The organism is Streptomyces sp. NPDC058335 (genome assembly GCF_042723915.1).
Classification (GTDB): domain Bacteria; phylum Actinomycetota; class Actinomycetes; order Streptomycetales; family Streptomycetaceae; genus Streptomyces.
Window position 1 is genome coordinate 241,489 of the sequence record NZ_JBHXHX010000015.1, and the last position, 8,640, is coordinate 250,128.

Annotated in this window: 3 protein-coding genes and 1 pseudogene; all 4 read right to left on the reverse strand. The window is 72.9% G+C overall.

Annotated features, from left to right (window positions below):
* Positions 1–34: 34 nt before the first annotated feature.
* Entirely contained in the window at positions 35–1,726 is a 1,692-nt protein-coding gene (locus tag ACFWJX_RS28245; protein ID WP_383248620.1) for a bifunctional 3-(3-hydroxy-phenyl)propionate/3-hydroxycinnamic acid hydroxylase, read from the reverse strand.
* Positions 1,727–1,747: 21 nt separating this feature from the next.
* A complete protein-coding gene (locus ACFWJX_RS28250) occupies positions 1,748–2,578 on the reverse strand; it encodes an arylamine N-acetyltransferase (RefSeq protein ID WP_383248622.1) in 831 nt (276 codons plus the stop codon).
* Positions 2,579–2,645: 67 nt separating this feature from the next.
* Positions 2,646–5,747: pseudogene (locus tag ACFWJX_RS28255) on the reverse strand (beta-ketoacyl synthase N-terminal-like domain-containing protein); the annotation flags it as partial.
* A 75-nt stretch (positions 5,748–5,822) separates the two neighbouring features.
* Positions 5,823–8,640: type I polyketide synthase (locus ACFWJX_RS28260; protein ID WP_383248624.1), on the reverse strand; the 2,818-nt coding region annotated here is incomplete at its 5' end.

Sequence of the window (8,640 nt, forward strand, 5' to 3'; positions counted from 1 at the left end):
CGGTCTGCTCCTTCGTCGCCGCGGACGGGGCCGGTCACGGCGAGAGAGGTGAGAGGGAGGAGGCGGCCGGGGCGGACGAGAGGACAGACCCCGGCATCAGGCGCCGCAGCCCCTCGACGAGGACCGCGCCGCCCGCCGGATCGCGGACGGCGCCGTAGACATAGAAGTCCGGGCGCACCAGGACGGCCGGAGTGCGGGACGCGGTGAGGAACGGCAGATAGACGTCGTCGTTGTCGACGACCGTGTCCGCCGCGTACGCCGCGTCCGCCGTGGCCGGGGTGGAGCGGGGGACGATCCGCAGCAGCCGCGCACCGATCCCGTCGAGGAACGCCCGGCACGCGTCGTCCACCAGGGCGTGCGGGTCACCGTCGGCGAGCAGGAACCAGCCCCGCCCGACGACGTCGTCGAAGAGTCCCTCGCGACCGCCGTGTGTGACCCGGCCCTGCGGCACCGGCAGGCCGGCCGGGGCGACGGGCCGGCGCCGCTCGTCCAGGTGCAGGAAGCCGCGGGTCAGCGGTTGCAGCGGCGACTGCTGGTCGCCCGGTGCCGGTGCGCGCCGCTTGGCCGCGAGCATCACGACGTCCCGGTCGGCCGCCGCGGCCGGGTCGGTCTGACAGATGATCCGCCCGAGGTTCACCGACATGCCGATGGCGTGCTGCACATGGGTGCGGCGCTCGTCGGTGTACGTGTCGAGCAGCCGCTCGTCGGCCCGGCCCTCGAGTACCAGGTCGAGCTTCCAGGCCAGGTTCGCCGCGTCCCGGAACCCGGAGCACATGCCCTGCCCGGCGAACGGCGGCATGAGGTGCACCGCGTCCCCGGCCAGCAGCATCCGTCCGGAGCGCCATTCGTCGGCGTAGCGCGCCTGGAAGGTGTAGACGGCGTGCCGCTCCAGGACGGCGTTGTCCGGCCGGATGCCGAAGGTGTCCAGCAACCGCCAGGCGGTGTCCGGGCGGTCGAGTTCCTCGATGCTCTCACCCGGCACCCGCATGAACTCCCAGCGGCGGTGGCCGGGGCCGGCCGACACCGAGGTGCTGGGCCGTTCCGGATCGCACACCTGGAGGTTGTTGGGGCGGAACTCGCGGGCCTCGTTCGGTGCGACGTCGCAGATCAGCCAGTCGCTGGAGAACCCGTAGTCGGTCGCCGAGGTGCCCACGCGGTCGCGGACGAAGCTGTTGGCGCCGTCGCAGCCGACCACCCACCGGGCGGTGAAGACGCGTTCCTCGACGCCGCTCTCCCCGCCGGTCTGCCCGCCGGTCTCCTGGGCGACGACCGTGACGTGGCCGTCGTCCTCGATCAGCTCGGTGGCGGTCCAGCCGCGCTTCACCGTCAGCGTCGGCAGGGTCGCGCCGTGCGCGGCGAGCGCCGCCTCCAGACCGGGCTGGTACATCGAGATCGAGTCCGGCCAGCCGCAGCGGCCGCGTTCGGCCACGTCGATGTGCAGGAGCACCTCCCCTGCCGCGTTGCGCCAGGTGTAGTCGCGGGACGACTCGCCGACGTCACCGATGAAGTCGCCCAGTCCGGCGGCGGCCAGGACCCGGGCGGACTCCCCGTCGAAGGAGACCGCGCGCGGCATGGTGTACGGCTGCGGCCAGCGCTCCAGCACGGTCACCGTCCTGCCGCGCTGGGCCAGCAGGTTGGCGAGCACCTGGCCCACCGGTCCGTAGCCGACGATCAGGACGTCGGCGTCGCCGCCCCGGACGGCTTCCGGGCGCTCAGAGGTTGGCATCGTCGTGTCTCCCCTCGCTGGTCAGGCGGATGCGGACGGGGCCAGGATGGCGTCGGTCGTCGCCTTGTACAGGTCGCGGTCGACGAGGACCTTCACCTCTTCGACGCCGTCGACGACCCGGACGTACCGCTTGCCGATCAGGACCATCTGGCCGTTGTCGAAGGCGCGGCTGCGGATGAGGGTGCCGACGGCCAGCAACTCGGCGGGGAATTCGACCAGTTCGTAGGCCGGGTCGGTCCAGTCCTCGATCTTCCGCAGCTGCGGCTTGAAGCGGTACACGTTGCGCCACTCCTCACCCCTGCTCCTGCGCTGGAGGACGCGGTAGCGGTTGTCGTCGGTGCCGTCGGCGGCGGTGTCCTCGCCGTCGTCCTGGGGGACGAGCCGGTAGCCGACGCCGTACTGCTCCTGGACCTCGTCGTCCGTCAGGCGCAGCGGCTCCAGGTAGGAGGGGCCGGCCAGGCCGACATCGACGAGCCAGCGGTCGCCGTCGAGTTCGACGAGGTTGAAGATGTGCTCCAGTTCGGGACCGAACTGCCCGTCCACCTGGATGACCGCGCCGGCGAGGATGCCGACCTCGAAGCCGAGGTCGGTCAGCAGCCTGCGGAAGAGGCCGTTCAGTTCGTAGCAGACTCCGCCGCGCCGCCCGGTGATGACGCTGTCGAAGGTCTCGTCGACGTCGATGTCCACCTCCTGCCAGACGGCCAGGCCACGGTCCTCCGCGGAGTTGAGTGCGTTGTCGAACGGCACGTGCATCAGATGCCTCTTGTGGAGGTCGCGCAGCGTCTCCAGGGTCGGTGCGGGCACGGGGCCCTCGTATTGGAGGTGCGCGAGATAGGCGCCGACGTCGAACATGAGTGATACCGCCTTTGCGGGGAGACCGGCAGAGAAGGGAGCGGAACGGTGGACCGTCGGGACGCCGTCAGGCGGCTTCCGCGAACAAAAGCTCGAGGATGTGCTCGGCGACGTAGTCCGGGGTGGGGTAGTCGAACAGCAGCATCGGCGTCAGCTGGAGCCCGCTGAACTCGTTGAGGCGGTTGCGCAGTTCGACGGCGGTCAGGGAGTTGAAGCCGATCTCGAAGAACGCGGAGTCCTTCTCGACGCTCTCGCCCGGCGGCAGTCCGAGGGCCGCCGCCGCCTCGTCGCTCACCAGCTCCAGCAGTACCTTGTGCTGCTCCTCGCCGGAGAGACCGGTAAGCCGTTCCTTCAGGGACACGTCTGTCTCCGTTTCCTGGTGTTGCTCGTGCTCGGACATCTGTGGCGGCGGTGCGCTCGACTGCGTCCGGCCGGCGGACTCCAGCCAGTAGCGGCGGCGCTGGAAGGCGTAGGTGGGCAGCGGGGTACGGCGGGCGCCGGTGTCGGCGAACCAGCTCTCCCAGTCGACCTCGACCCCGTGCAGGTGCAGCCGGGACAGGGCGCTGAGCAGGTCGTGCGGCTCGTCGGCCGCCCCGGCGCGCAGCGCGGGCACGAAGATCACTCCCTCGTCCGTGGGTTCCACACAGTCCGGGCCGAGACCGCTCAGCACGGCGGCGGGGCCGATCTCCAGGAAGCGGCTGGTCCCGGCGGCTCGGAGGGTGCGCACGCCGTCGGCGAATCGGACCGGGCGGCGGATGTGCCGGACCCAGTACTCCGGGTCGGTGAGCACACCCGGCCCCGCGACCTCACCGGTGACGTTCGAGACCACCGTGAGGGTGGGCTCGCGGTAGGAGACCGTGCGGGCCGTCTCGCGGAACGCGGCGAGCACGGGTTCCACCAGCGGGGAGTGCGACGCGGTCGAGACCCGCAGCCGTTTCGTCTTGTACCCGCGTTCGCCGAGCTTCCCGGTCGCCTCGTCGATCCGCTCACCAGGACCGGAGATCACCACGGACGCCGGTCCGTTGACGGCCGCCACGTCCACCCCGTCGACGTCGGTGACAACGGCGCGCACCTCTTCCTCGGAGGCACGAACCGCGACCATGGCGCCCACCTCGGACAGCGAGCCCATGAGACGACCGCGCGCCTCGACGAGCCGGCAGCCGTCGGCCAGGGAGAAGACGCCCGCCACATGGGCCGCCGCCAGCTCTCCGATGGAGTGGCCGACGACGAACTGCGGGCGGACGCCCAGCGACTCGACCAGCCGGTACAGCGCGACCTCGAACGCGAACAGGGCGGGCTGGGTGAACTCCGTACGGTGCAGGGCCCCGTCCGGGTCGTGGAGAACGAGGTTCTTCAGGGAACCCGGCCGCAGTTCGTCGAAGGTGTCGCAGACCTCGTCGAAGGCCGCGGCGAACACGGGGAACACCTCGGCCAGCCGGCGTCCCATGCCGCGGTGCTGAGCCCCCTGGCCGGTGAAGAGGAACGCCAGGCCGCCGTCGGCGACCCTCCCGGTCAGGACGTCCGGCCGGGTCCGGCCGCCGTCGGTGAGTGCCCTCGCGGCGTCGAGTGCGGCGGCCCGGTCGGCGGCGAGGAGCACCGCCCGGTGGTCGAAGCGCGTCCGGGTGGTGGCCAGCGAGTAGGCGAGGTCGACGGCGTCCTGGGTGTCGGGGCCCTGCGGGCGGGCGAGGAGGGCGGCCAGCCGGGCGGCCTGACCGCGCAGTCCCTGCGCCGACCGGGCCGACAGGATCCAGGGCAGTCCGGCCGGCGCCCGCCTCGGCGCGTCGGCGGGAGCGTCCTCGCCGGCGGGTTCCGCGGGCTGTTCGAGAATCACGTGGGCGTTGGTGCCGCTGACGCCGAAGGAGGAGACGGCGGCGCGCCGGGGTCGCCGTACGGCCGGCCAGGCGCGCTCCTCGACGAGCAGTTCGACGGCGCCGGAGGACCAGTCCACCTCGGACGAGGGGAGGTCGACGTGCAGCGTCCGCGGCAGCACGCCGTGGCGCATCGCCATGACCATCTTGATGACGCCGGCGACGCCCGCGGCGGCCTGGGTGTGACCGATGTTCGACTTCAGCGAGCCCAGCCACAGCGGCTCGCCCACACGCTCCTTCCCGTACGTCGCCAGAAGGGCCTGTGCCTCGATCGGGTCACCCAGCGGTGTGCCCGTGCCATGGCCCTCGACGGCGTCCACCTCGGACGCGGCCAGCCCGGCGGCGGCCAGCGCGCGCCGGATGACCCGCTGCTGCGAGGGGCCGTTCGGTGCGGTCAGGCCGTTGGACGCGCCGTCCTGGTTGACCGCGCTGCCGCGTACCACGGCCAGCACCTCGTGCCCCAGCCGCCGCGCGTCCGACAGCCGCTCCAGAAGCAGCAGGCCGACGCCTTCGGACCAGCCGGTGCCGTCGGCGGCCCCCGCATAGGCTTTGCAGCGGCCGTCCGGCGCCAGGCCCCGCTGCCGCGAGAACTCCACGAAGGAGGTCGGGTGGGCCATGACGGCGACACCGCCGGCGACCGCCATGGAGCAGTCGCCCTCGCGAAGTGCCTGCGCCGCGAGGTGCAGGGCGAGGAGGGACGAGGAGCAGGCCGTGTCCAGGGTGACGGCCGGTCCTTCCAGACCCAGGGTGTACGAGATGCGGCCGGAGGCGACGCTGCCCGAGTTGCCGGTGCCGAGGAAGCCTTCGAGGTCCTGGGGGACGTGCAGCAGCCGGGCCGCGTAGTCGTGGTACATCACGCCGGTGTAGACGCCGACGTCCTGTCCCTTCAGCGTGGCGGGATCGATACCCGCCCGCTCGAACACCTCCCACGAGGTCTCCAGCAACAACCGCTGCTGCGGATCCATCGCCAACGCCTCACGCGGCGAAATACCGAAGAACCCCGCATCGAAGTCCCCCGCACCTTCCAGGAAACCCCCCTCACGCACATACGACCTGCCCGCACGATCGGGATCCGGATCGAACAGATCGGCATCCCACCCCCGGTCCACCGGAAACCCCGACACCGCATCCACACCGTCCGACACCAGACGCCACAGATCCTCCGGAGACTCCACCCCACCCGGTAACCGACACGCCATCCCCACGATCACCACCGGATCGTCCGCAGCGGCGGTGAGCCGGGCGTTCTCCTGTTGCAGCCGTTCGTTCTTCAGCAGCGCGGCGCGGAGCGCCTCGACGAGCTGGTCACTGGCCGTGGTCATGGTGCTTCTCCTCCGAGGTGTGGGGGCCGGACGGCGGCCGGGTGGGGGGCCGGATCACTCGGCGGGGGTGGCGAGGGCGCGCGCCACGAGGTCGTCCACGCTCATGCCGGCGATCAGGTCGGTCTCGTCGGCCCTGTCCCGGGCGCCGGTCCCCGGCCCGTCCCCGGTGCCGGTCCCGGGTGTGTCCGGGCCGTCGGCGAGGTTCAGCAGGGAGTCCAGCAGCCCGGCTTCGCGGAGCCTGCTCAGCGGGACGGAGGAGAGCAGCCGCCGCACGCGGTCCTCCTGGGCCTCGTCGAGCCCGCGCGTGTTCCCGTCGGGTGCGCCGTCGCTCACCGGCAGCAGCTCCGCGGCCAGGTGGTCGGCGAGCGCGCTGGGCCGGGGGTGGTCGAAGACCGTGGTGGAGGGCAGTCGGACGCCGGTCGCCGCCGCGAGCCGGTTGCGCAGCTCGACCGCGGCCAGTGAGTCGAAACCCAGGTCCTTGAAGGCCTTCTCGGGATGGATGGCGTCGGCGCTCGTATGCCCGAGCGCGCCTGCCGCCTCCGCCCGCACCAGGTCCAGGAGTTCACTGTGCCGCTCGGCCTCCGGCAGCGTGCGCAGCCGCTCGGTGAGGGCCGGCCCGCTGTCGTCCGTGGTCCGCGCCGCGCGCCGCGCCGGGCGTACCAGACCGCGCAGCAGGGCGGGCGGCTGGGCGTCGGCGCGACGGCGCAGCGCGGCGAGGTCGAGCGCGGCGGGGACCAGATGGGCTGCGTCGTGGCGCAGTGCCGCGTCGAAGAGTCGCAGCGCGTCGGCCGTGGCCAGGCCGCGCAGCCCGTCGCGGGACATCCGGTCCTGGTCCCTCTCACCCAGGTGCCCGGTCATGCCGCCGTCGTGCTCCCACAGCCCCCAGGCCAGGGATACCGCGGGCAGCCCCCGATCCTGTCGGAGCCGGGCCAGTTCGTCCAGGAAGACGTTGGCGGCGGCGTAGTTGCCCTGGCCGGCCGCGCCCAGGGTGCCGGCGAGGGAGGAGAAGAGGACGAACGCCGCGAGGTCGAGCGGCTCGGTGAGTTCGTGCAGCCACCATGCCGCGTCCGCCTTGGCCGCGAGGACCTTGTCGAGGCGGTCCGGCGTGAGCGCGGTGAACGTGGCGTCGTCGAGCACTCCCGCGAGGTGCACGACAGCGGTGAGGGGGTGTCGTTCCGGGACCGAGGCCAGCAGGGCCGTCAGCGCGTCCCGGTCGGCGACGTCACAGGCGCGGACGGTCGAGCTCGCCCCGAGCGCGGCCAGCTCCGCTTCCAGTTCGGTGGCGCCCGGCGCCGCCGGCCCTCGTCGGCCGGCCAGCAGCAGATGCCGTACGCCGTGTTCGGTCACCAGGTGCCGGGCGACGAGTGCGCCCAGCGCGCCGGTGCCACCGGTGATCAGCACGGTTCCGTCGGGGTCGAGGGACCGCGCGGACGGTACGGCGGTGGCTGCGAGGCCGGCCCGGACCAGCCGCGGGACACTCGCTCGCCCCTCGCGGAAGGCGAGTTGCGGCTCGCCGGACGCGGCGGCGCGGGCCAGGGCCGCGAGCGAGGGCCGCTTCTCGTCGACGTCCACCAGGACGACCCGGTCCGGGTGTTCGGACTGCGCGGACCGCAGCAGCCCCCAGACGGCCGCCGCGGCCGGGTCGGCGCTCTGACCGGCGACCGCCCCCCGGGTGAGCACGACCAGACGGGAGGTGTCCGTGCCCCGGGTGTCGAGACGGCCCCGCACCCGGTCGAGGGCCAGGGCGGTGAGTTCGCGGGTACGGGCGGGCATCTCCCCCTCGGCCGATTCGGTCAGGTCGAGCACCTCGATGTCGGACGGAGCGTCGGCGAGGGTGGCGGGGGTCCACTCGATCCGGAAGAGAGAGTCCCGCAACGCGTGCGTGCCGTCATGGAGTCGGTCCGTCCGTATCGCGCGGGACACGAGTGAGTCCAGGGTCGCGACCGGTTCGCCCGCCGCGTCGGCCACGGTCAGCGACACGCCGTCGGGTCCGCTGGGCACAGCGCGTATCCGCAGCGCGGTGGCGCCCGTCGCGTGCAGGCGCAGGCCGTTCCAGGCGAAGGGCAGCACGGGTCCGGCGTCCGCCGCGGCGGGGCTGCACAGGGTGCTCGCCTGGAGGGCCGCGTCCAGCAGGGCGGGGTGCAGGCCGAAGGACCGGGCGTCCTCGGTGAGCGGTGCCGGAAGGACCACCTCGGCGAAGACCTCGTCGCCCCGTGTCCACACCCTGCTCAGCCCGCTGAACGCGGGGCCGTGACCGACGCCCGTGTCCCGCAGGGCACCTGTCAGGACATCGAGTGAGAACGGCTCGGCTCCCTGCGGCGGCCACACGGCCAGGCCGGTTCCCGGCACTTCGGACGGAGCGTCGAGCAGCACCCCCTCGGCGTGCCGGATCCAGCCGGCGTCCGGCTCCGCGGCCTCGGGCAGCGAGTGCACGGTGACCGCCCTCCGGCCCTGTGGGTCAGGAGGGTCGACGACGACCCTTACCAGCAGGGCACCCTCCGTGGGCAGCACCGTCGGCGCCTCGATGACGAGTTCGTCGAGCACACCGCAGCCCACCTCGTCACCGGCGCGCAACGCGAGTTCGACGAGTGCCGCACCCGGGAGGACGGGGACGCCCGCCACGGTGTGGTCGGCGAGCCAGGGCTGGGTGGACAGTGCCAGCCTGCCGGTGAGGATCACGGTGTCGGTGTCCGGGACGGTGACGACGGCGTGCAGCAGAGGATGCTCCGCGGGCACCAGTCCGCTCTGGCGCACTCCGGCACCGCCGCCGCTCTTGTTCTCCAGCCAGTAGCGCTCGCGTTGGAAGGCATACGTCGGCAGCCCACCGGCCCGTGCCTTGCGCCCCGTCACACCGAGCACCGCCGCCCAGTCC

Coding starts and splice junctions, on each gene's coding strand:
- ACFWJX_RS28245 (WP_383248620.1), bottom strand. CDS start 1,726: ATGCCAACCTCTGAGCGCCCGGAAGCCGTCCGGGGCGGCGACGCCGAC.
- ACFWJX_RS28250 (WP_383248622.1), bottom strand. CDS start 2,578: ATGTTCGACGTCGGCGCCTATCTCGCGCACCTCCAATACGAGGGCCCC.